The sequence below is a fragment of the Clostridia bacterium genome (assembly GCA_024685775.1).
GTDB lineage: Bacteria > Bacillota > Clostridia > Christensenellales > CAG-1252 > CAG-1252.
On sequence record JAIKVL010000018.1, the window covers coordinates 1 to 21,658 of the forward strand.

At 52.2% G+C, this 21,658-nt stretch carries 20 protein-coding genes; 5 read left to right on the forward strand and 15 right to left on the reverse strand.

What is annotated here, in order from left to right; translation table 11 throughout:
* Window positions 1–155 precede the first annotated feature (155 nt).
* Both dut and hflX read right to left on the reverse strand, forming a co-directional pair.
* Window positions 156–599, reverse strand: a complete 444-nt coding sequence (gene dut, locus K5753_03595; GenBank protein ID MCR4726284.1) for a dUTP diphosphatase — start codon at window positions 597–599, stop codon at window positions 156–158.
* Window positions 565–2,154: a GTPase HflX gene (gene hflX / locus K5753_03600; GenBank protein ID MCR4726285.1), complete on the reverse strand. Its 1,590-nt coding sequence runs from the start codon at window positions 2,152–2,154 to the stop codon at window positions 565–567. Before hflX ends, dut begins: the two co-directional genes overlap by 35 nt.
* 107 nt (window positions 2,155–2,261) lie before the next feature.
* Here hflX and K5753_03605 point away from each other — a divergent pair, with 107 nt between their 5' ends.
* Window positions 2,262–2,966: a hypothetical protein gene (locus K5753_03605; protein MCR4726286.1), complete on the forward strand. Its 705-nt coding sequence runs from the start codon at window positions 2,262–2,264 to the stop codon at window positions 2,964–2,966.
* Window positions 2,967–3,209: 243 nt separating this feature from the next.
* On the opposite strand, the gene K5753_03610 is transcribed toward K5753_03605, so the two are convergent.
* Genes K5753_03610 through K5753_03640 form a run of 7 tightly spaced genes read right to left on the reverse strand, consistent with a single transcriptional unit; the run spans window position 3,210 to window position 12,395 of the window.
* Window positions 3,210–4,352: an N-acetyltransferase gene (locus K5753_03610; GenBank protein ID MCR4726287.1), complete on the reverse strand. Its 1,143-nt coding sequence runs from the start codon at window positions 4,350–4,352 to the stop codon at window positions 3,210–3,212.
* A gap of 1 nt (window position 4,353) precedes the next feature.
* Window positions 4,354–6,495, reverse strand: a complete 2,142-nt coding sequence (locus K5753_03615; protein MCR4726288.1) for a bifunctional (p)ppGpp synthetase/guanosine-3',5'-bis(diphosphate) 3'-pyrophosphohydrolase — start codon at window positions 6,493–6,495, stop codon at window positions 4,354–4,356.
* A 44-nt stretch (window positions 6,496–6,539) separates the two neighbouring features.
* Window positions 6,540–6,767 (reverse strand): hypothetical protein, encoded by a 228-nt coding sequence (locus tag K5753_03620; GenBank protein ID MCR4726289.1) that lies wholly within the window; start codon window positions 6,765–6,767, stop codon window positions 6,540–6,542.
* Complete coding sequence (locus K5753_03625; protein ID MCR4726290.1) at window positions 6,760–8,766, reverse strand: hypothetical protein; 2,007 nt, start codon at window positions 8,764–8,766, stop codon at window positions 6,760–6,762. Before K5753_03625 ends, K5753_03620 begins: the two co-directional genes overlap by 8 nt.
* A complete protein-coding gene (locus K5753_03630) occupies window positions 8,766–9,473 on the reverse strand; it encodes a hypothetical protein (GenBank protein ID MCR4726291.1) in 708 nt (235 codons plus the stop codon). The genes K5753_03625 and K5753_03630 overlap by 1 nt, the downstream gene beginning before the upstream one ends.
* Window positions 9,460–11,817 carry a hypothetical protein gene (locus K5753_03635; protein ID MCR4726292.1) on the reverse strand — a complete coding sequence of 786 codons (2,358 nt, stop codon included), beginning with the start codon at window positions 11,815–11,817 and terminating at the stop codon, window positions 9,460–9,462. The genes K5753_03630 and K5753_03635 overlap by 14 nt, the downstream gene beginning before the upstream one ends.
* A 35-nt stretch (window positions 11,818–11,852) precedes the next feature.
* Window positions 11,853–12,395: a PadR family transcriptional regulator gene (locus tag K5753_03640; protein ID MCR4726293.1), complete on the reverse strand. Its 543-nt coding sequence runs from the start codon at window positions 12,393–12,395 to the stop codon at window positions 11,853–11,855.
* 129 nt (window positions 12,396–12,524) lie between these two features.
* Between K5753_03640 and K5753_03645 the strand changes: the two genes are divergently transcribed.
* On the forward strand, window positions 12,525–13,511 hold the full coding sequence (locus tag K5753_03645; protein ID MCR4726294.1) for a C40 family peptidase: 987 nt from the start codon (window positions 12,525–12,527) through the stop codon (window positions 13,509–13,511).
* 76 nt (window positions 13,512–13,587) lie between these two features.
* Entirely contained in the window at window positions 13,588–14,622 is a 1,035-nt protein-coding gene (locus K5753_03650) for a DUF4349 domain-containing protein (protein ID MCR4726295.1), read from the forward strand.
* Window positions 14,623–14,726: 104 nt separating this feature from the next.
* Here K5753_03650 and K5753_03655 read toward each other — a convergent pair whose 3' ends face one another.
* The 3 genes from K5753_03655 to K5753_03665 all read right to left on the reverse strand — a co-directional run bounded on the left by K5753_03655 (window position 14,727) and on the right by K5753_03665 (window position 17,184).
* On the reverse strand, window positions 14,727–15,623 hold the full coding sequence (locus K5753_03655) for an amino acid ABC transporter ATP-binding protein (protein ID MCR4726296.1): 897 nt from the start codon (window positions 15,621–15,623) through the stop codon (window positions 14,727–14,729).
* 9 nt (window positions 15,624–15,632) lie between these two features.
* Window positions 15,633–16,298 carry an amino acid ABC transporter permease gene (locus tag K5753_03660; GenBank protein MCR4726297.1) on the reverse strand — a complete coding sequence of 222 codons (666 nt, stop codon included), beginning with the start codon at window positions 16,296–16,298 and terminating at the stop codon, window positions 15,633–15,635.
* Between the two features lie 85 nt (window positions 16,299–16,383).
* A complete protein-coding gene (locus K5753_03665) occupies window positions 16,384–17,184 on the reverse strand; it encodes a transporter substrate-binding domain-containing protein (protein MCR4726298.1) in 801 nt (266 codons plus the stop codon).
* Window positions 17,185–17,374: 190 nt separating this feature from the next.
* Here K5753_03665 and K5753_03670 point away from each other — a divergent pair, with 190 nt between their 5' ends.
* The gene (locus K5753_03670) at window positions 17,375–18,274 is read left to right on the forward strand and encodes an ATP-binding cassette domain-containing protein (protein ID MCR4726299.1); all 900 of its coding nucleotides are present in this window, start codon (window positions 17,375–17,377) and stop codon (window positions 18,272–18,274) included.
* A complete protein-coding gene (locus tag K5753_03675) occupies window positions 18,271–19,017 on the forward strand; it encodes an ABC transporter permease (protein ID MCR4726300.1) in 747 nt (248 codons plus the stop codon). Before K5753_03670 ends, K5753_03675 begins: the two co-directional genes overlap by 4 nt.
* 116 nt (window positions 19,018–19,133) lie before the next feature.
* Here the strand turns inward: K5753_03675 and K5753_03680 are convergent, their stop codons facing one another.
* The 3 genes from K5753_03680 to K5753_03690 all read right to left on the reverse strand — a co-directional run bounded on the left by K5753_03680 (window position 19,134) and on the right by K5753_03690 (window position 21,254).
* Window positions 19,134–20,141, reverse strand: coding sequence for a DMT family transporter (locus K5753_03680; GenBank protein ID MCR4726301.1), 1,008 nt, complete (start codon window positions 20,139–20,141; stop codon window positions 19,134–19,136).
* A 133-nt stretch (window positions 20,142–20,274) separates the two neighbouring features.
* Window positions 20,275–20,631, reverse strand: coding sequence for a hypothetical protein (locus K5753_03685; GenBank protein ID MCR4726302.1), 357 nt, complete (start codon window positions 20,629–20,631; stop codon window positions 20,275–20,277).
* A gap of 203 nt (window positions 20,632–20,834) precedes the next feature.
* Window positions 20,835–21,254, reverse strand: a complete 420-nt coding sequence (locus K5753_03690) for a hypothetical protein (protein ID MCR4726303.1) — start codon at window positions 21,252–21,254, stop codon at window positions 20,835–20,837.
* Between the last annotated feature and the right edge of the window lie 404 nt (window positions 21,255–21,658).

The following is a 21,658-nucleotide window of genomic DNA, read 5'->3' on the forward strand; positions in this document are numbered from 1 at the left end:
AGCCCGACGGACAGCCCGCCGAGAAAGGTAACGGCAAGCGCGATACTCACCAAAATGATCCAAAGCCTTTTGGCAATACTCTTTTTCGATTGTCTCATTTCTTCCGTTTTCATTTATTTATCGAGTAACAGAGAAAGATAGGTCGCCTTTTGCGCTCATCTTCCGGTGGATCCGAATCCTCCTTCTCCTCTTTCCGTTTCTTCCAAGCAATCCGATTCCTCGAAATCCGCTTTGAGATAGGGCGCGATGACGATTTGCGCGATACGTTCGCCGTTTTTGACCGTTTGCGCGGCGCCCGATTGATTATAAAGCGCGACGAGAATCTCGCCGCGGTAATCGGAATCGATGACCCCGACCTTATTCGCGGGCGCGAGCCCCCTCTTGGACGCGAGCCCGCTCCGCGCATACACGAGCCCGACGTACCCTTCCGGGATCGCCATTTGAATGCCCGTTCGGACGAGGACCGTCTCGCCTTTCCCTATCGAAAGTTCTTCTTTATCCAAGCAAGCGTACAGATCCGCGCCCGCCGCTCCCGCAGAGCCGTAGGTCGGGAGAACCGCATTTTCACAGAGTTTCTTGATCTTGATTTTCATTTTCAACCTCGCTTCCGAAAAGTTTTTCCTGTATCAGCGCTTTCAAGGCGGGCAAATTGTCGCCGAATTTCGCGCTGACATATAGATTTCCCGGCACTTTTTCCGCCTTATCCGCTTTGTTATAGACCGTAATCATCGGGACGTTTTCCGCGCCGATCTCTTTGACGACTTCTTCGACCGTCTTGATCTGCGACTCCATTTCGGGAGAGGACGCGTCCACGACGTGAAGGAGAAGATCTGCGTAACGGACTTCGTCCAACGTCGACTTAAAGGCTTCGACGAAGGTATGCGGCAGGTTGCGGATAAAGCCGACCGTATCGGTCAGGACGTAGCTGCCCTTTTCCGTCCAAACGTTTCGGCTGACGCTGTCCAACGTCGCGAAGAGTTTATTCTCCGCGAGGACGTCCGCGCGCGCGATCGCGTTCATCAAAGTGCTCTTGCCCGCGTTCGTATAGCCGAGGATCGTGACGCTTTTTACGCCCGTCTGCTTTCTCCTCTTTCTCCGAAGGTCTCTCCCTTCTTCGAGGGCTTTTAGCTTTTCCGAAAGCTCGGAAATGCGCTTACGGATATGACGGCGATCCGTTTCGAGTTTGGTTTCGCCCGATCCGCCCATCGCGTATAACCCGCCGCGCTGGCGGCTCATACTTTCGCCCTGCCCGACGAGAAGCGGAAGCGTGTACTTCAAGCGCGCGAGTTCGACCTGCAAACGCCCTTCGGCGGTCGTCGCGTGCTTCTCGAAGATTTCGAGAATCAATGTCCCGCGGTCGACGACCTTTCGATTTAATCGTTCGGAAATCGCCGCGTGTTGGATCGCGTTCAAGGGCGCGTCGAACAAAATGACGGCGGCGTTTTTGATCTGCGCTTCCATTTTGATCTCGTCGATCTTGCCGCTTCCGACGAAGAAGGTCGAATCGACGGCGCTCCGCTTTTGGCTGATTTTTCCGACGGGCTCGTAGCCTGCGGTCTCCGCGAGGCGTTTAAGCTCGTACAAAGATTCTTCGTCCCCGATCCCGACCGTCAGGCAACGGTTATTGATTTCGACGGTCTCTCGGCTCCCTTTGTTTTTACCGACTCGATCGTTCTCGATGATGCGGGATAAAAGATCGTCGTGATCGACGGAAGAAAGATCGACGTCCGTAAGGATCAATCCCGTCGCGCCGAAATAGCCGACCTGCATTTTTTTCGCGCCCTCATTCGACACGCCGATCGCCGCCACGCAATCGTACTTCATTTCCTTTAAGGCGGAAAGATCGGCTTCGGAAAGGCGCGCGACGCCGTTCGGATGGGTGTGGATCACGCGGATCCCGGAAAGCGAGCGTTCGCCGCGGCGTTTGCCGAGTGGCAAGACTTCGACTTTGACGCTATCGCCCACCGCGATCGCCTCGACGCGCCCCGACCGCGAAATATAAGCGGAGATCTCCTTTCCCGTGGCTTTCGTAAAATCCGCGAGAAGAGAGATCGTCTCTTCGCTGACGAAGGAACTTTTATCGGTAAAACCGAGATGCTTTTCCAGCCCCCAAAGGAGCGCGCGTTTAACGCCCGTAACGTTTCCGTGTATCATAGTTTTATTATAAAGTTTTTCTCCTTATTTATCAAGTCAAATCGCGCTCGTCATAAAGAAACGACGGCGCGCATAAGCTCTATTACATTTCAATCGGGGAGAACAATATGAAAAAGAAATTTTTTATCGCGCTCGCAGCCTTATTGACCTTGACCTGTCTTTTCGCTCTCGCTTCTTGCGGGAAAAAATCTTCCGCGCCGAAAAAAGAAGGGCTCGAAAAACTCGTCAGCACCTATCACGACGGCGTCTACGTCGGCGCAAACGAAGACTTCACCGCGAACCTGACGACGGGCGAATCCGAGAAACTCATCGTGGCGGACGGAAAAGTCGGCGAACTCGCACGCTTCGCGACCTTAACCGTAACGCCGCTGACCTCGTCGCTTTTCAATAACGTCTATACCTACGTCCTGATCGGAGAAAGCGGAGAAAAGACGGGCGACCTCGAAAAGGACGTCATCGGCGCGAGTTTTACGGCGGAGATCGACAATATCGAGACGATCGGAAAGATCACTTCGGTCAAGATCGTCGCGCAGGACATTCTGGAAAGCGCGATCGAGCTTCAAAACAAGCTGGATGGCGCGCTGACTTGGAAAGAGATCGTCAAGATCGCCGAAACGGAATTTAAGGACGCGATCAAGGAAGAAAGCGACACCGGCGCGCTGCCTCGCGAGATCTACGTCAAACTCGTCAACGCGATGGCGACGGACGACTCGCCCTATTACTATTACGTCTCCTTTATCAAATCCCCCTCGGACTACTGGGCGCTCCTCTTGGATCCCACGACCGGCGCGGTCATCAGCAAAAAAGTCTGATCGAAAAAGCGGGCGTTCGGCAAAACCGAACGCCCGTTTTTCCAATATTAAACTATTTCTCAAAAAATGCAATACGCCATTCCCTATCCGTCCGATCACTTTATTCTTCCGAATCAAACGGCTTTGGATCGGATAGCAGATGCGAGGCTCGCCGAGGGGACGCGCAGGCGCGTACTCCTTGTACGCAACTGCGCGGAACCGAAGGCAGTCAACGAAGCAGCTGCGCGATAGACAAAGCCGATATTATACGAGTTCTCGCTTATAGCACCTACGGCGTTTGTGGATAACATCTCCACCTTTGAACTTATTCATAAAATTATTGATCTCGGAATTATCTTCGAGGTTCGCGTTGGATTCGAGCTCGAAGATCCCGTCCTCGATCACGTTTTTCCAAAGGCGGGTCACGACCATCGCGTTTACGCCGCTGTTTTGAAACTCGGGCTTAACGGCGATGAGCGCCATTTCGAGTTCGGTCGTCTTTTTGAAAAGAAGGGTCAAAAAGTGAAAGATCCCCGTCGGGAAGAGTTTTCCTTTGCTCCGATTCAGCGCGCCGCCGATCGAAGGGAGCATCAAGCCGAACGCGATCATATTCCCGTCGCGATCCGCGACGCAGGAAAGATAGCGCGCCTTAATAATGAATTTCAAACCGTCGAGCAAAGATTTTTTCGCGTTCTCGGTCAAAGGAACGGTGCCGTGCAATTTTTCATACGCCTCGTCCACCAAGCGGAAGATCCCCTCCGCGAAGCGATCGAGAAGCGTTTTCGTCTTCATCTTATCTTCGACGAGCTCGTGAAACCCGTACTTTTTCGCGACGAGTTCCGCGGTCCTTTGATAGCGTTCGTCCACCTCGGCGGGGACTTTCAAACGGCGTTCGAGCCAATCGAAAGCTTTTTCGTAACCGAGCGCTTCGATATGAGTTTGATAATAGGAATAGTTATAGACGCCGCCGTAATTCTCCGGAAGGTCGAACCCTTGGATCAAAAGCCCTTCCTTATCGAGATCGTTATAGCCGAGCGGACCTTGGATCAAAAAGATCCCCTTTTCTTTCGCGTAGGTCTCGACGGCCTCAAACAGCGCGGCGAAAACGGAAAAATCGTCGATCGCGTCCAACCTCGTAAAACGGACGCTTTTTACGCCCGTCTTTTCGATATCGGCGTAATTGACGATCGCGCCGATCCTACCGACGACCTTGCCCTTTTCGTCCCTCGCGAGGAAAAAGGCGCTTTCGGTATAATCGCCGTAAATATTCGTCTTTTCGCTCAGCAATTTCAGCTCGTCCGCGTAAAAAAGAGGCGCGTAGTAAGGATTCCCCTCATAGAGTTTTAAGGGAAAGTTTACGAACGCGCGCGCTTCTTTTTTCGTTTCGACTCGTTTGACCGATACCATTTTACCCTCTCTTAACATCCGTCACCGTCTTGATCGCGGCGAGTTTGTTTTTAACGGCGGTGAGTTCCTCTCTGTCCGCGAGCTCGACCGTTACTTCGATCTTTACGTTTTTATCCTTATCCACGCTCGCATTCATTTGCGAAAGGTCGATCCCCATTCCGATGAAAACCTCGGTGACTTGGTTGATCGCCGAAGTACTCGTGGCGAAGACGGTCAGCGACGCGGAGAACTTGCCCGCCGCCACGCCCGACCATTCGGCTTTGATCAAGCGATCTTTTTCAAGCGTCGCGACGTTGACGCAGTCCGCGCGGTGGACGTTGATCCCTCTGCCGCGGGTGACGTAGCCGATGATATCGTCGCCGGGGAGCGGGTTGCAACATTTACACATATGGATCTGCATCCCGTCCTCTCCGTCGATCAAGACGCCGCTTTCGCTCTTCGCGCGTTTCGCGGTCTGCGGTTTGAGTTGCTGCTCTTTCGGAACGGTCTGCTGATAGCGATGGACGAGCTTATCGATGATCTGTTTTGTTTTGAGTTCGCCGTAACCGACTGCGGCGAGGACGTCTTCCGCGGAGGAAAAAGACTGCTTTTCCGCGGTCTCGTAGATCCAGCTGTCCACCATGAGTTCTTTCGCGCTGTATCCCGCCCGCTTGCAAGCGGCGATCAGCATATCTCGCCCGATTCGGATGTTTTCTTCGCGAAGCGTGCGCTTAAAGTATTGGCGGATCCTCGCCTTGGTAGACGACGAGGCGACGAAGCGCAGCCAATCCCTCGACGGTTTCGCGTTGGGCCCCGTCGTGATCTCGACAATATCGCCCGTTTTGAGTTTGGTGGAAAGCGGAACGATCTTCATATTGATCTTTCCGCCGATGCATTTATTGCCGACGTCCGAGTGGATCGCGTAGGCGAAGTCGACGACGGTCGACCCGACGGGCAGGTTCTTGACGTCGCCCTGCGGCGTAAAGACGAAGACCTCGTCGTTAAACATTTCGGTTTTCAGCGCGTTGATGTACTCTTTGCTGTCTTCGACGTCCCCTTCGTGGAGCGCCATGACCTCGCGGATACATTCGATCTTTTCGTCGAGCGTTTTGTCCCTTTGTCCGTCTTTATACTTCCAATGCGCGGCGATGCCGTACTCGGCGAGGCGGTGCATTTCTTTCGTTCGAATTTGGACCTCGAAAGGCGCGCCGTAGGAATTCAGGACGGTCGTGTGGAGCGATTGATATTTATTTGCTTTCGGGGTCGCGATATAATCTTTGAAACGACCGGGAAGCGGCGTCCACATCGAGTGAACCACGCCGAGGACGTTATAGCAGTCCTTGACCGATTCCACGATGATTCGAACCGCGACGAGATCGTAGATCTGGTCGATCGAAGAATTCTGGCGAAGCATTTTCCTGTAAATGCTGTAAAAATGTTTCGCGCGCCCGTTGATCTCGTATTTGATATGCATCTCGTCCAGCTTCGCGGAGAGTTCCGCCGAGACCGTTCGGACGAACGTTTCCCTCTCTTCCTTTTTGGAAGCGATCAGGTTTACGAGGTCGTAGTACTCTTTCGGATAGAGATAGCGCATCGCGAGATCTTCGAGCTCTCCCTTGACCTGCGACATACCGAGACGGGCGGCGAGAGGCGCGTAGATCTCCATCGTCTCCTTCGCGATGGACTTCTGCGCTTCTTCGGGCTTGAACGCGAGCGAGCGCATATTGTGAAGCCTGTCGGCGAATTTTATGATGATGACGCGGACGTCTTTCGCCATCGCGAGAAGCATTTTGCGGAGATTTTCCGCTTGCGCCTGCTCCTTGCTCTTGAATTGCAGTTTATTGAGTTTCGTGACGCCTTCGACGAGCGAGGCGACCTCTTCGCCGAACCGCGCGACGACGTCTTCCCTCGTAAAGGAAGTGTCCTCGATCACGTCGTGCAAGAATCCCGCGGCGACGGAAGATGCGTCCATCCCGAGATCGATCAAGATATTCGCGACGTGACACGGATGCACGAAGTACGGTTCGCCGGACAAGCGAAGCTGCCCGTCGTGCGCCGATTTCGCAAATTCGAACGCGGAAAGAATCTGTTCGCATTGCGAAGCCGAATAATTCTTTTTGACCTTTTCGATAAGGTCGTTTTCGTTCAACAGTACTTTCGTCATATCGCGCCTTGATTTATTATACCACTTTTTTACGCTTTCGCCCTTTATTTTTTACTTTTCAACAATCGGACGAGGAAGACCGCTCCGATCGCGAGAATCGCGAGCGAAGAAGCAACGCCGCTCCACAACACGACGGACAGCGGAAGGATATACGCGCCCTTTTCCGCCCCCGCGATCGCAAGCGCGGTCAAGACGGAAAAACAAACGAACGCCGCCGCGGCGATCGAAAGTAAGACGATAAATAAAACCTTTTCGCGCGTCCGATTATTCAAAATAAATATCCAGCTCCTTTATTTTTTCGATCGAATCGTAGGCGGTTGCGCCGGAATCGAGAAGAGGCAAATAATAGGTCTCAATCTCGGTTTTCAATTCTTTGCTCGTCGAATCCGCTTTTACCTGCTCTTCGAAAGCGTATTGCGAATAGATCGTTCCGGAGCGCAAATTGCGATATCCGTACTCGGCGACGATCGCGCCGCTCACCATCGACGGTTCGCCCTCTTTCCTCAAAAAGGCGTTGCTCCCGAGAGAGATCGTGTAATCGGATAAAAATCCGCCGCGGAGATAGACGAGCCCGCAAATCGCGCCCGAAATAACCGTTCCCGAATGTTCTTGAACGGCGGCGGTATAAACGCTCTTTTCCGCGCCTCCCGCATTATATCCGACGATCCCGCCCACGAACGAGAAGCCGTTCTCCGCTTTGCTCTCCGCCTTGACCGCTTCGGTTTGGCGCGTCCTCGAAATGCGGCATCCTTGGGCGTTCCAAGCCGCGATCCCGCCCGCGTACGCGTTATGCGATTCGCTTTCGGCGGTAACCGTCCCTTCCGAGACGCATTCTTCGACCGAACTCGCCGAAGCGTACAAAGAATCGATCGAATTCACCGCGACGATCCCGCCCGCATAGGCGAAACCGTTTGCGGCGGCGGAAGAGATCGCCCCTTTATTTCTGCATTTTTCGACGCTGCCGACGTTTACGCAGACGACGCCCGCCGCATACGCGACGGAAATCCGATCGTTTTCCGTAAGTTCGGGCGCATTCAGGGCGGAAGAGATCTTCCCCGCGTTCTCCGCTTGATAGATCGCACCCGCGTTCTCCACCGCGATCCCCGCGACGTTCGGATTCCATTCTTTCAAAGAAGAGGTCTCGGTCAGGATCGCGTTCGCGTAAACGTCCGACACCGTGCCCCCGCGGTCGTTATACCCGACGATCCCCGCGACATCCGCGTTCAGAGCGTTTACGATGCCTTCCGAACGACAGCCGTTCAAGGTTCCCGTGTTTTTCCCGCAAACCGCTCCGAAATAGCAGTTGCCGCCTTCTTCCCCGCCGATCGTAAGATAATACATCACGTTACAGGAATCGATGACGCCTGCGTTCTCATCCGCGAGAAGTGATTGAAACTCTTTCTCTTTCCCGAGCGTTAGCTCGTCAGTGGCGACCGCGACCACGGCGATCTTCCCTTCGTTTTTGCCGATAACGCCGCCGCCTTGATATTCCTTTTCAAGCAAAAAATTCAAGTTTTCCATTTCACCCGAAAAGGTCTCGAAAAGAGGGGCTTTGAGTCGGATCGTATTTCCGTTTCCGTCGATCTTCGCGCGACTTTCCGCAAGTGTCTTCGAGACGGTGATCGTCCGTTCGAGACGGACGGAGCCGCCCGCGGACAGCGCCGCGACGAGTTCGCCTTCGGTTCGGACTTTATACGAGATGCCTTTGCCCGTTCCGAAAAACACGGTCGCGAACGCCGTTACGCAAGCGATCAGGACGCCGAGCGACAAAAGGACTGTCGCGGCGATCTCCGAACGCCTCTTTTCCGAAAAAGTCATCGGTTCCGCGGGAAGAATAAGTTCCTCTCCTTTTACGACGATGTTTTCGCCGAGACGGGTATAATAGATCCTGCTGATCGCGTTCAAATGCTTTTCCGCGCGGGGATAGACCGCATAGAGTTTTTTGAGTTTTTTCCTCTCTCCGAGGATCGCGAGCATTTCAAGCGGACCGACTTTCTCGCTCGTAAAGTAGCGCGCGGCTTTTCCCGCCGCTTTGATAAAGCGCTCGTCCGCTTCCTCGTCCCGTCCGCAGGGGATCTCCCCGGACGCTTTCATCATCGGGTCGAGATAGGCTTTGACGATCTTGCGCGCGCCGAACAGATAACACAAAGAAAGAAGAGGAAAACGATCGAACGTAACGGAAAAAACTTCGGCGTCCGCAAGAGCGCCGAAGGACGATGCGTCGTCCTTTTTCACGCATTCCAAAATTCGTTTCGCCTTTTCCCCGTCCATTATTTTTTCCTTTTCACTCCGCGATCCGCCGCCCACTTATCCAAGACGTCGAAAATATATTCTTCGTTCACCTTCTCTCCTTCGGTGATTTTGCGAAGGAGATCGGACGTCGCGGCGTAAGAAGCCGCAAGCTCTTCCAAACTCTTATTCTCCTTCTTGACGCCTTCTTCAAGCGCGGAGAACGAGCCTTTGATCGAATTGAGTTTGTCGGAATTCTCGCTGAGCGCGGCGGCTACGTCCTTATTGATGAAGTCCGCGACCCTCGTCACGCCCGCATTATAAGAAGCGACCGTCCTTTCAAGCTCTTTCAAATTATAATTCTTGCGCTTTTCGTCGAGCGTACTTTCCAGCTTTCCGATCTGCTCTTCCGCGTCGGATTCCAGTTTGGAAAGAGAGGAAAGCGTCCCGTCGAGCTTTTCAAACGTCGCGGAGAGTTTTTCGAGTTGCGCCTCGTACTTCTCGCTGCGGGAAAGAAACGCGTCGATCTCGTGAGAAAGGCTCTGCGCCTTTTCCGCTTCCTTCGTCAAGGTCTTGTAAATGCGGTCGAGATTACCCGTAACGTCCCCCTCGAACGCCTCCGAAAGCCTTCCGATATCCCCTTTCAGAGAATCGTAGGTATCCGCGAATTCGCGCAGGTTTTCCGTGACGGGGGTCAAGAGGTCGCGATATTCCTTAAACGCCTCGACAAGAGATTTAACGTCTTCCATCTTTCTTCTCCTTTTTCTTTTCCGCCCTGAGGGCTTTTCCGATCGATTCGTGCGCCTCTTTTAAGTAAAGCGCATCCTTTTTCAAAACCGCGTCGAAGACTTTCCTCGCCGCGCGATTGTCTTTGAGTTTATCATAAAAGCGAAGGATCCGATAATCGAGCTTTTCGCCGCCCTCGCCTTCTTCCATTGCGGAGACGAGGTCGGAAAGTTCTTTTTCCCCGCCGACGTCAAACGCGTCTTTCGCTTCGGGGATATATCCTTTCTCCCAGAAAGCCAGCCCCGCGCCTGCGTAGTCGCCGCGGGAAATGAAGTCGCGCCAGATCTCGATCTCCGCGACGGTTTTTTCCCTTTCCGCGTCGTTGATCAAAGCCGCCGCCGCTTGGAACGCGTTCTCATACTGCCCGCGCTTCTTGAATTCGTCGGCGCGGCGGGCGTACTCTTCCTGCTCCACGAGGGTGCTTCCGACCGTCTTTCGGATCTTTTCCGCCGCTTCTTCCGCCGTCAAAGTCGTAAAATTCTTTTTCATAAAATCCCCGAATAAAGGGATCTCGCCGTCCTCCGCGACGAAAAGATGGCGGCGCGCGCGGGAAACGCCGACGTAAAACAAATTGAAGTAATAGCGATAGACGCTGTTCTCATCCGCCGTCTTTCGGTCGATCTCAGTGCGCGCGAGGCGAGCGAATCGATCCTTATTGACGGAAAGGACGTTATAGAGGACGACGGTGTCGCGTTCGAGCCCCTTGATCTCCGAGACGGTCAGGATCTCCTTCCCGGGCAAAAGCGCGCGGAGTTTTTCCTTTTCTTCCTTCGTGGCGACGACGATCGTAAAGTTATCCGTCTTTTCCTTGCTTATCAGCGAAAGGAACGACCCCGTTTTGAAAGCGACGGCGAACGCGCCCTCTTCCGAAGAGACGGCTTCGGCGTTCAAAATAAAACCGTGTGAGCCGAAGATCGAGCGATTGAGCTCGGAAAGCGCGTGCGCGACGGAAGCGATCTCACGGCTGTTTCGATAGTTGTATTTGAGTTCCTTGACTTCGGTCACGTCCTTTTTATACAAAAAGTCTTTGAGCCGCGCGAAGGAAAAATAGGCGGGATTGACCATCTGCGAAGCGTCGCCCACGCAGAAAAGTTTGATCGCCGCTTTTCGGAAAAAGGCGAGTTGCGCCTCGGTAAAATCCTGCACCTCGTCTATGACCGCGAGAGAGTACGCGGGGATTCGGGTCGCTTCCGCGAGCCGCTCCGAAGCGAGGTTCAAGTCGATCTTCCCCGAGGAAGAAAGATACTCCCGATACTCCGACGCGAGATCGAAGATAAAGGAAGCCTCCTCTTTCGTAAACGCGCCTTTTCTCAGCGCGGCGTAGTCCTCTCTCGAAAAACCGCGCCCTTCTTTCTTCCCGAAGAGAAACCCGTAGATCTCCTTATACAGGATCTCTTCCGAGATCGCGATCTTCTTATAGCGATTCAAAAGGTTATAGTTTTTCAGGTCGCGGAGAAAGGCGGAAAAATCTCTTTCGTCCGAGAATTCCGTCTCGCCGAACGCGGCGCGGTAGGCGTCCTCGATCAGAAGATAGTCCACCTTTTCTTCGAGATACAGGATCATCCGTTTAAGCTGCGGCAACGCTTCTTCGAGCGAAGAAACGGGCGCGCCGAGAAGGGCGGTCAGCGCGACGCTTTCCGAAGCCCCGAGCTCCACTTCTCCCTTTTCCATCGAGCGCACAAGCCTTTTCAAGGCTTCGAGATAAGAATCGACTTTCTTTTTTACGTCGAGAAGCAAACCGCGGGAAAAGGTCGTGTACAGCGTCTTCCCGCCGTAACTTTCCGCCGCGGCGAAAAGGATCTTCTCGATGCAGAGATTGGTCTTTCCGCTGCCCGCGATTCCCTGAACGAGGACGTTTTTATCCTCGATCGAAAGAAGGGCGCGCTGGCGTTCGTCGGGAAGCGGGAGATCGCTTTCGAGCGCGAACACGCGATATAATTTTTCGGTCGGAAAAGAGCAAACGGGGATCCTCTCCGCATAAAACTCCGTCAGATTTTTCAAGCGCGGATCATGCGCCGCGGTCACGGGGTAAGACGCGAATTTATAAAAAACGACCGCCGATCCGCGAGACCCGCGGAAAGACGGAAACAGACGAGCGTACAAACTGACCTTTCCCCCGTGAAAGACGAAGCATCCCTCGCGAAGCCCTTGCTTCAAAGCGGCGAACGCAAGAAGCGTCAAAGTCTCGTTGACGGAAGAAAGGCGTTTGGTGGCGAGCGAAAACTCTTCCGTCTTGAAAACGGAATATTCCGTCAAATACCATTTGCCGAGACGCAAAAGCGTCCGTTCCTTGCTTTCAGCCGCCATACGATATCAGTTTGTGCGAATACGATAAAAAGTCTCTATTTGAGCGAACGGATCCGAGCGACCGTCTCGTCGATCCATTTGATTTGGAATTCGTAATACGCCACGGAATAGTTCGTGGAATACAGCCAATAAGCGGGCTTCGCCGCACTCTCCTCGGGCTCGCCGATCTCCGCGACCTGCGCCTTGACCTCTTCCATCGCCTTATAGCAGACTTCGCGATAGTTTTCGAGAAGACGAATCGCGTACTCCCGATCCACCATCGAAGAGAAGAAAAGTTTCATCAAAAGCGGATTGCGGACGACGCCGAGTTCTTCCGCGCTATCGTCTTTCAAATAGCGAATGAGTTCCGCGTTGCCCTCTTTCGTGATCGCGTACACCCTTTTATTCGGGCGGGCGTCCTGCTCGACTTTGGAAGAGACGACCCATCCGAGCTCTTCCATCTTATCGAGTTCGCGGTAGATCTGGCTTTGATTCGCCACCCAAAAATAGCTCAAAGACTCCTGAAACAGCTTGGAAAGATCGTATCCCGAAGACTTACGCAGCGTCAAAAGACCCAATAATCCGTGTTTTAACGACATAATTTTACCTTTTCCTTATCAAGTGTGTAGGACTATTATATTACACAAGTTAGTATCCGTCAATCCCTTTTTCCAAGATTTGGAGCCGAAAAGCAAAGGCTTTTTCATTTATAATAGATCGTGGTGCTTATGAAACGAACGATTTCCCTATTTGTCGCGATCACCGCGATCTTCTTTTTTCTCTTTTCTTTTTTCGGCTGCGCGCCCGATCTTTCGGCGGGTCCGCCGCCCTTTTGCGAGGAAAGATCCACTTCGCGCGGTGAAGCGATCGAAGACGCGATCGCTCCCGATCGGATCGAACCGACGGACGAAAACCCGCCCAAAGAAACGTCCGAAGAAACAACCGAAAACCCGATCGAAGACGCGGAACCGACCGAACCCGAAACGCGAGAGGAAGGACCGAGCGAAGAGCGGCGATCGGAAGAAAAGTCTCCCGCTCCCGCCGAACCCGCGTTCTCCTTCTCTTATCCCGAAAGCTCTTACGCGCCCTACGAAGCCGCGGTCGCGACCGCAAGCGTCAACGTCCGAAAAGGCGCGGGGACGAATTACGCCGCGTTTGCGTCGCTCCCCGCGGGGCGATCCCTTCCCTATCTTTGGGAAGAAGGGGGCTGGTTCGCGGTTTGGACGGGAGAGCGCGTCGGCTATCTTTCGAGCGCATACGCCTTCCGCGCGAAAACGAACCGCGTGATCGAGCGCGTCGTCGAAGCCGGGCTGGAAAAACTCGGCACGCCCTATGAGTGGGGCGCGCCGCGCGTCCTCGCGGGCGGGAAAGAAAACCCCTACTTTACGGGGAAGTCCTTCGATTGCTCCTCGTTCGTTCAATACTGCTTTTACATAGGCGCGGGCGTAAAGCTCGGCGATTACACGGGCAGTCAAGCGGATTTCACCGTGGGGAAGACGATCCGCGATTACGCTTCCCTTTCTCGCGGCGACATCTATTTCACAGGCGCGAACGGAAAGATCTCGCACGTCGTTCTTTATCTCGGAGGCGGGCGGCTTCTTCAATGTTACAGCGCGAACGGCGGTCCCGTCTCTCTGACGAAAGACGAAAATTGGAAGAAAAGATTCATCTCCGGCAGGCGCGTGGATCCGACCGTTATCGAGCAATTTCGCTGAGGGTTTTATCCTCCCCTCTTGAACGGCTCGTATAAAAGTGTTATAATAGCATTACACTTTTATTGCGAGGTGTCTTATGAAGAACAAAGTTTTGAGAATCCTTTTGATTTCGATCCTTCTTATCGCGCTTGCGGCATGCGCATTCGCCTGCTCACGCTCCGCGGAGAAATACGATTCGGGGATCGATCCCGCGCCAAACGCCTCGGGAAGCAACGTCGGCGGCAAGATCGTCGTTACCGAAGATCGACTGATCGTCTACACGGTTCGGGTCGATCTGACCGTAAAAGATCAGAAACAAGCCGCCTCCGACCTTTCGGACGCTCTGACCGCCGCAGACGGATGGCAGGAGAGTTCCTCGGAAAGGCAAAGCGGCGTCTGCCGCTACACGATGCGCGTTCCGACCGTTAAGCTCTCGGAATTCTTAGCGTCCGTTTCGACCCTCGGAGAGACGAACGAAAAGACGGTCGAAAGCTACGATATCACCGAACGCTACGTTAACGCCGTGGCGGAACGCGACGCGCTCGTCGCGAAAAAAGCCGCGCTTGAAGCGCTTCTCCCGAAAGCGACCACCTTGGACGAGACGATCAAAGTGACGGACAAGATCCTCGAAACCGCCGCCGAGATCGACCGCTATAACCGTGATATCACGGGATATAAAAACGACGCCGATTACAGCACCGTCCACCTCACGACCTACGAAGAAGGGACGTATCGCAAACCGAGCTATTGGGAAAGGCTCGGCGAAGTCTTCTTCGGAAGCGGCAAGAGCATCGGCAAGGTTTTCGGATTCCTTTTGACGGTCGTCGTCGCGCTGATCCCCTACGCGCTTCTCGTCGCCGCGGGCTTCGGGTTGTACGTCCTCGTAAAATTCGTCGTCTGCAAGATCAAAAAGATCCCGTTCGGACTTTTCGTTCAGGCGAGAGCGAGCCGCAGAAAACGGAAAGCGGAACTTGTCTACGCGCGCAAAGTCGCGATTGAAGAAGCGGAAAAAGCCGAAAAGAAAGTCGCAGCCCTTTCCGCTTCGACCGAGAAAGAATCCGAGAAAGAATCAGAGAAAGAATCAGAGAAAGAGTCCGAGACGGAAAAGGACGGGACGGATAAACAAGAATAAAGAATCGGCGCAAAATCAAACGAAAAACGGCGGATCAATCCGCCGTTTTTTATTTCCGTTTATCTTTTTTCGGTTCGCGGCAAGCCGAACGGCGCCCCTTCCCGTCAGACGGTTTTTCTCGAAGCGAGAAAAGCTTTTGTCTTTTCGCTTTTCGGGTGTTTGAAGACCTCTTCGGGAGTTCCCGCTTCTTCGATCACGCCGTTCGCCATAAAGATGATCTTATCCGCGACGTCTTCCGCGAATTCCATTTCGTGCGTGACGACGATCATCGTCGTATCGCTGCTTTTGAGTTCGCGAATGACCTTCAAGACCTCGCCCGTCAGTTCGGGATCGAGCGCGCTGGTCGGCTCGTCGAAGCAGAGAATATCGGGGTTCATAACGAGGGCGCGCGCAATCGCGACCCTTTGCTGCTGCCCACCCGACAACTCGCAGGGATAATTTCTTCTCTTATCGAAAAGACCGACGCGCGCAAGGGTCTCTTCGGCTTTGGATTTGATCTCGTCCGCGCTTTTATAATCGAGCGCCGTCTTCTCCGAGAGCCAAGCTTCGATCTCTTTCTTTTCTTCTTCGGTCTTCGCTTTTTTCAAGCGTTTTGCCGCCTGCTTTTCCGCCTTTTTCGCCGCGCGGAGTTCGCTTTTATATTGAAGCGTCGGCGCAAGCAAAAGGTTATCCATAACGGATTTATGCGGAAACAGATTGAAATTTTGGAAAACCAATCCGAAATGCAATCTCTTTTTGCAAAGCAACTTATCGTTGTTTTTGATCTTTTTCTTCGCGGATTTTTCCGCCGCGCCGTCATAGAGGATCTCCCCGTTTACGGTGATGGTGCCTTCATCCGAAAATTCAAGAAAATTCAAGCAGCGGAGAAGAGTCGTCTTGCCGCTTCCGGACGATCCGATGATCGCGACGACTTCGCCCTTTTCGACCGAAAAATCGATCCCTTTCAAAACTTCGGTCTCGCCGAAATTCTTTTTGATCCCTTTTACTTCGAGAATCGCCATACCGCCACCTTAAACCTTATAATAGTCGAGCTTCCGTTCGATGAAACGGAACAGCAACGTAAGAATGCCGTTGAAAACAAGATAAAACGCGCCTGCGTAGAACAGCGGCCAAAGCAACGCTTTCAAAGAGAGGATCATTTCCGCCGCGAAGATGACGTCGATGACCGAGATGACGCGCGCGAGAGAGGTATCCTTGACGAGGGTTATGATCTCGTTGCTCATCGGAGGGATGATGCGCTTGACCACCTGCGGAAGGACGACGTGGAAAAAAGTCTGCGTCTTCGTCATTCCGAGAACCGAACAAGCTTCGTACTGCCCTTTGCTGATGCTTTCGATCCCACCCCTGTAAATCTCCGAGAAATAGCAGGCGTAATTGATAACGAACGCGATGAGCGCCGCGACGAATCTTCCGTTCTCGATGGTCGCGAAGATCGGAGAATCGAAGAGCATCCCCGGGACGTAAAACACGACGAAAAGTTGGAGCATCAACGGCGTTCCGCGAATGATCCAGACAAAAGCGCGCGTCAGATAGCGAAGCGGCTTAAAGCGCGTCATCGACCCGAAGCAGACGATCAGTCCGAGCGGCAGCGCGAAAACGAGCGTCAGAATAAATAACAGGCAGGTCGTTCCGAACCCGCTGAGAAGTTGTTTTGTAACTTCGATAAAACTCACGATAACCTCATTCCCGCCGAAAAGGCGGCGTAAAAGCAAAATTGCGGAACGAGTGTATAACCCGCCCCGCAATCGTCCGAAACGATCTTTACTTCGTGATCAGCTGCCCGTCGAGGCCGTACTTCTCGGCGAGTTTTACGAGCGGCTTACTCTGATCCGCGAGAAGCTCGTCGATGATCTTATTGACTTTCTCCGCCATATCGCTGCCCTTTCTGAACCCGATCGCGTATTCTTCCGATTCAAGCTCGATCGCGGTCGCGATTTGGAGATCGGCGTAATCGCCCTTGCCGACCATGCTGTTCGCGAGGATGACGTCCACGACCGCAAAGTCCGCGGTTCCGCTCTTGACTTCGGTCAACGCCGTGACCTGCGCCGCAACGGGAGTAACCGTCGCGCTCATTTCGTTCGCGGCATCTTCGCCCGCGCTGCCCGCTTCCGCCGCCGCGCGCTTTCCGGCGCAGCTCGCCTTGTCGGTAAATTGAGCCGCGTTCGCTTTCTTGATGACGACGCATTGCGTGTTGTTCAAATAGCTTTGCGAGAAGGTAACGTTCTGCTTTCTTTCTTCGTTAACGGTGAAACCGTTCCAGATGCAGTCGATATATTTCGAGTTCAGCTCGATCTCTTTGCTCGACCATTTGATGACTTGGAATTTCGCTTTGATCCCGAGTTTCTCGCAGACCATCTCGGCGAATTCGGTATCGAAACCGGTCATTTCGCCTTCTTCGTCCGCATAGTTCATCGGTTCGTAAAGGGTGATACCGCAGATCAGCGTTCCTTTATCCAAAATGTACTCTGCATCCGTCTTCTTCCCGTTGCAGGAAGCGAAAACGGCGAGGCAACACGCGATCAACGCGACGACCAAAAGAGCGGCAATGATTTTCTTCTTCATAAAACTTTCTCCTTATTGATAAGTTATGGTTTAATTTTATCACGACGAGGCGGCTAAGTAAAGCGATTCGACGCATTAAAGCGGTGAGGTGAAAGACGGGCGTCCGAAACGTCGAAAAAACTTGACAAATGAGTGCGCTTTCGGTAAAATGACTCGGACGAACGTTCGTCATTCAAGACAGGAGGCAAAGATGGAATACGTCATTGAAACGAAATCTTTAACGAAACGATTCCCGCGGAAAGTCGCCGCGCACGACGTCGAAATGCACGTCGAAAAAGGCGATATCTACGGAATGATCGGCAAAAACGGCGCGGGCAAAACGACGACGATGAAGATGATCCTCGGTATGCTCGAACCCACGTCGGGCGAGATCCGGCTCTTCGGGTCGAGCGACCTTCATAAGGAACGCGCGCGTATCGGATCCCTGATCGAAGCGCCCGGGCTTTACAGAAACTGCACGGCGTTCGAAAATATGAAACGCTTCTCGATCCTTTACGGTGGGACGGATCTAGAGATCCGTGATCTTTTGAACCTCGTGGGGCTCGGAAAGGTCGGCGTTCGAAAGGTCGGCGCATTCTCCCTCGGGATGAAGCAGAGGCTCGGCATCGCCCTTTCCCTTCTCGGAAATCCCGAGCTTTTGATCCTCGACGAACCGATCAACGGGCTTGATCCCGCCGGCATCAAAGAGATCCGCGACATCATTCAGCGCCTGAATAAGGAGCGCGGCGTCACCTTTATGATTTCCAGCCATCTTTTGGACGAGCTCGGAAAGATCGCGACCCGCTTCGGGATCATCAACGACGGCGAACTCGTCGAAGAGGTCTCGGCGGAAGATCTCAAAAGCCGCTGCCGCAAAGGGCTCGTCATCAAAGCGGATCCCCTGAGCAAAGCGGAACGCGTTTTGAAAGATGCGTTCCCCTCGATCGAATTCAGCGCGGCAAACGGCGAAATCGTCGTCACTTCTATGGTCGACCGCGCGGCGGACATTAACGAAGCGCTCGTCACGGGCGGCGTAAAAGTCAGTTCGCTCGTCGTCGCGAATAACGATTTTGAAGATTACTTTATCGAAAGGTTGGGCAAACATCTATGAATAAATTATTGAAATTCGAATTGCGCCGTCTTTTCAAATCCAAGGCGCTCTATATCTGCGTCGCGTTTTCCGCAATCGCCGTTTTCCTCCTCGCCGCCACGCAAAAGATCTTCCTCAAAGGTCTCGGAGGCGAATCGACGGGGGAAATGACCGCGCTTACCATGCTCAAAAGTCTTGCCGCGAACTATACCCTGCTCGCCGCGATCTTCGCTTCCATCTTCGTGACGGAAGACTATTCCGCGGAAACGATCAAGAACATCTATTCGAAAGGGTTTTCCCGTCCGCACGTCTTTTGGTCGAAGTACGTTTCTTCCCTGATCGGCTGTATGTGTTTCGTCTTCACGGTCGGCGTTTTGCAATTCTTCCTCGGGCTCCTGATGTTCGACGGACTCGGAACGGCGGGAAAAAACTACGTGCTTTCCATTCTGACGATCATTTTGCTTCTCGCCACCTACCACGCGATCTTCTTCGCGATCGCGATCGCCATTCGCAAGACGGGCGGCTCGATCGCGGTTTCGATCATCGGACCGACGGGAATCGAGCTTCTTCTCACGCTTGCGGACACGCTGATCAAACCCAAGAAATTCTCCTTCTATTCTTACTGGCTTGACGGAAGACTCGTCGCTTTAATGGAATACAACGTCCCGATGAAACAAATCGTCAGCAGCATCGTCGTCGCCCTCGTCCTTTGCGCGATCGCGCTCACGGCTTCTTTCTTCGTCAATCAAAAGAGGGATTGTTAGCAGCGTCTGCCGTTTCCAAACGAAAAAGCGCGTTTCCACTGCGAAGCGCGCTTTTTTTATCGATATTCGATCTTTACGAAAACGATGCCCGAAAACAGGCTTTCGGGAACTGCGAATTATTGATGCGGGATCGGATGATTCTGAGCGAGATCGTTTTGCGGCGCGTCCTGCGGCGCGGCGATCGGAGCGTTTTTCACCAAATCGTCCGCAGCTTTCGGCATGCGGACTCGCTTTTCCCTCTTCGGAAGATTCAAGACGAAGATTGCGCCGACGACGAAGACGATCCCGATGATCTTCAAGATCCCGTGGCTTTCCCCATAAAACGCGATCCCGACGAGCGAACCGACGAGAGGTTCGACGGCGGCGAGGATGGACGCGCGCGAAGGCTCGACCTTCTTCAACCCCACCGTGTAGAAAAAGAACGGAAGCGCGGTCGAGAAGATCCCGATCCCCGCGCACCACCACCAAAGTTTCGGCGATGCGATCAAGATCGCGAACGTGCTTGAAACGTCGGAAAACGGAAGCGCGCCGATAAATGCGAAAAGAAAGGTGTACGTCGTTAAAGTAAGGGTGTCGTACTTTTTCAAAGCAAGCTTTCCGAAGACGCTGTACATCGCGTAAAACAGCCCGGATAAAAGCCCCGTCAGCGCGACGATCGGGCGAAGCCCCGCCCCCGAGCCGATCACGCCCGAGACGAGCAAACACCCGACGAGGGTCATGACGAGCGCGACGATCTTTTGCGCGCGAACTTTTTCCTTAAAGAGGAAGACGGCGACCAGCATAACGAAGACGGGCGACGTATACAACAAGACGACGGCGACCGAGGCTTCGGAATGAATGATCGTGTAAAAGTAGCAGATATTAAAAAGGACGATGCTTACAATGCCCGTCCCGAGAAACATCCATATATCGCGCAAGCGAATGCGAAACAACGAAGGAGAAACGCAAAGCGTCACCAGCGAAAACACAGGCGCCGCGATCAAAAGGCGAACGAAGCATATCTGCGTCGCGGAAAGCCCTGCGGCGGAAAGCGGACGAATAAAAACGCTGATTACGCCCCATAAAACGCCCGACAGTAAGATCGCAAGAATAGAAAAAACTTTTCCGGTTCCGCTTTTCTTCATTTCGCTCCCCCATTTGCAGTTTATCATATCGCACGTCGAAGTGCAAAAGGATTTGAAGCGGTATTTTTCAATTCGCGAATAATTTATTTTTCGAGAGTTTCGCTCTCTTTTTTCTCTCGTTCCACTCGCCCGATCATAAACTCAAAACGGGGATCTTCCTTTCCTTGCGCGCCCCTCTGCCTCTTTTCCCCATAATATGATCTTTCAGAAACGCAAGTTCTTCGCCGCTGAATTCGGTTTTGGAAAATCCGTTCAAAAAGCTTCTCCTGTTTTTGAAAAAGATCAAATTGATCGCAAATACGTCTTCCGCGATCCGAGCCCGCCCCTCTTCGGATAAAAAGAGCTCGTGAAAGATCTTCATTTCGTTCGCGTGGCGCTTTTCCCAAAGCGCGCCGTCTTCCTCGTAGGCTTTTTTATAAGATTCCTTCGTCAAACAAAATTCCAATTCGATATCCGCTCTCGCCGCGACTCCTCTTTTTTCGATACACATCGCTTCTTCCTCCTCTTTTCACAAGAGGATTATAGCATAGGGGATGTACGAATTTTGGGAGATAGCACTCGCTTCGCTTGCGGCTCCCTATTCGATTTCCTCAGGTCACACGCAAAAAAAAGCAGCCCGCTCGGACTGCTTTTTCGTCAAAATACCACAAAAAGATTGCGCTTAACTATTCACACATTCATAATATGAACCAACTATTCTCTTTGTATAAATTCCCCAGTTTCTAAATTTATATAATTCGATAGTTTAATATCAGACTTAAAATCATCCCCATATTGTCCGGCTCGCGTTTGATCATCTAATTTAAAAGACAAATTATACAATTTTCCATCTTTTGTCCTTTTAATCAGATTATTGTCCAAGAAAAAAGAAATGGTTTTTCTATGCACAAAATCATCATCACAATTTAAATAAAAACAACATACTCCATTTGTAGAATTACTATGTTTTGCTTCAACAACAATTTTGTTTTCTACTGCTGATGAGCAAATTTTTGAAGCAAACTTTACATCGTTAAAAAAATACATCCATTTTCCCGTTTTATGCGTATCTAGTTTATTTCTTTCTTCCATATTGACATAATAAACCCAAAACTGATTTGATACTATTTTCATACACTTTAACTCCTTATAATACTCAATTAACTATCGATCGATCAACTGCATTATACCTACGAATAAACAAAAAAACAATATCTAAACGAAAGTTAAAATCGAACAAAAAAAATGATATAATAACATATAGTATCTTACTGATTTATTATATCATAATTTTTCTTAATAATTCCTTCCGTGCTTGATCAGCGGCGTTTGCTTTATATCAAACTATAATCAAGCCAAAACCGGAAACGCATATAATCGGTTGCACCGTGTGATATATCAATACTTGCGAAGTTTCATCTTAGATAAAAAAACAGCCCGTCGAAAGCTTATCCCTGCGGGAATCCCCGCTTGTGCGGGCCTACCCGCTGAAAAGGTATTTCAGCCTTTTCACTTTGCTTCGCAAAGCGCTTGCGTTG